The sequence below is a fragment of the Anabaena sp. AL09 genome, assembly GCF_001672255.1.
GTDB classification, from domain to species: domain Bacteria; phylum Cyanobacteriota; class Cyanobacteriia; order Cyanobacteriales; family Nostocaceae; genus Dolichospermum; species Dolichospermum lemmermannii.
The window spans coordinates 58,334-60,134 of sequence record NZ_LJOQ01000079.1 but is presented as its reverse complement, the minus strand read 5'-3'; the positions used below and the strand labels follow the sequence as shown (position 1 = coordinate 60,134).

The following is a 1,801-nucleotide window of genomic DNA, read 5'->3' as shown; positions in this document are numbered from 1 at the left end:
GAGCGCCCATATTTTAATCACCTCAGTAGATTGATTTTCCGTATTTACTTATCTTTACATAGTTTGATTTCTTTGCGCCGACTTACTTATCCTACATTGGTTGAGTTCTAGAGGAAAAGTTTACTGTAACGAAAATGATCAGCCAATCCGCATGATTGGCACAACTAGAGACATTTCTGAACGTAAACAAACGCAACAGCAAATATATGAACAAGCGGCCCTATTAGATATTGCGACTGATGCAATTTTTGTCCGAGATTTTCAAGCCCAAATCGTCTTTTGGAATCAGGGGGCAGAGAGGATATATGGTTGGGAACGTCAGGAAGTTTTAGGTAAGAATCCCAAGGATATTTTTTACGATTCAACTTCCCATGAACAAGAGATAATCCCCCTAAAAACTGTAGTTACATCGGGAAGTTGGGAGGGTGAGTTATGCAAACACACACAATCAAACCGACTAATTATTGTTCAAAGTCGCTGGACATTGATGTTAGATACTGATGGACAACCTAAATCTATTCTCACAGTAGATACTGATATTACAAAAAATAAACAACGAGAAGAGCAATCTTTACGCGCTCAAAGAATGGAAAGTATTGGAACTTTAGCTGGAGGTATTGCCCACGATATCAATAACATCTTAACACCAATTTTAGCATCTGCTCAATTACTCAAAAGTAGTAGATTATCTGAAGAAAAAGATAAAGATCGTCGTCAGCAAATGCTGACAATTATTGAAAATAATGCAAAACATGGTGCAGAATTAGTCAAACAATTGTTATCCTTTGCCAAAGGTGTTGAAGGCAAACAGACGATTGTGCAGATTAATGATTTGATCAGCGATATTATCTACTTGGTCAGTCAAACATTTTCCAAATCCATCACATTTTCTAAGCATATTCACCCTAAATTATGGACAGTGCTTGCGGATAAAACCCAACTGCATCAAGTATTAATAAACTTAGTGGTTAATGCTGCTGATGCTATGCCCGACGGTGGATGTCTCTCTGTTTCTACAGAAAATTTGTATCTTGATGAAGAGATGATCCAGATAAATCATCATGCTACAGTTGGGAATTATATTGTGATTACGGTTAGAGATACGGGGACGGGAATGTCACCGGAAATATTAGAAAGAATATTTGAGCCATTTTTTACCACTAAGGATTTTGGTAAAGGCACAGGATTAGGACTATCAACAGTGTTAGGAATTATTAAAAGTCATAAGGGGTTTATTAATGTTGAAAGTCAAATTGGACTTGGTAGCGTATTTCAGATATTTTTACCATCAGTTAACCAAGAAGTTTCCCCTTTAGAATCCGATCATCAAGAAATATCTCAAGGACAGGGAGAACTAATTTTAGTAGTAGATGATGAAGCCCATATCCGGGAAGTTACAACAACCATTTTAGAGGCATATAACTATCAAACTCTCACCGCTAAAAACGGCGTGGAAGCAATTAATACTTACAGCCAATACCAGGATCGAATCAGAGTAGTATTGATGGATATAATGATGCCAGGAATGAATGGAAATTCCGCCATTTGCAAGTTAAAAGAAATCAACCCCCAGGTGCTAATAATTGCTTGTAGTGGATGCAATATAGAGAATATGTTAGAGCCAAATAATGAATCTCAAGTTACAGCAATTTTATCAAAACCCTATACTAATGAAGAGTTATTGGCAAAATTAAATTTTGTCCTCAAGTAAGTTGTCAGTTGTTAGTTGTCAGTAGGGGCGAAGCATTTGGAAGATAAATTATCGGTCATTGCCAAAAATAGTTCTCCAAATGCTTCGCCC

The 1,801-nt window shown here is 36.9% G+C and carries 1 protein-coding gene; it reads left to right on the top strand.

The window, feature by feature from the left end; genetic code table 11:
* Nucleotides 1-100: 100 nt before the first annotated feature.
* Nucleotides 101-1,711, top strand: coding sequence for a PAS domain-containing sensor histidine kinase (locus tag AN490_RS14865; protein WP_300004745.1), 1,611 nt, complete (start codon nt 101-103; stop codon nt 1,709-1,711).
* Nucleotides 1,712-1,801: the final 90 nt, after the last annotated feature.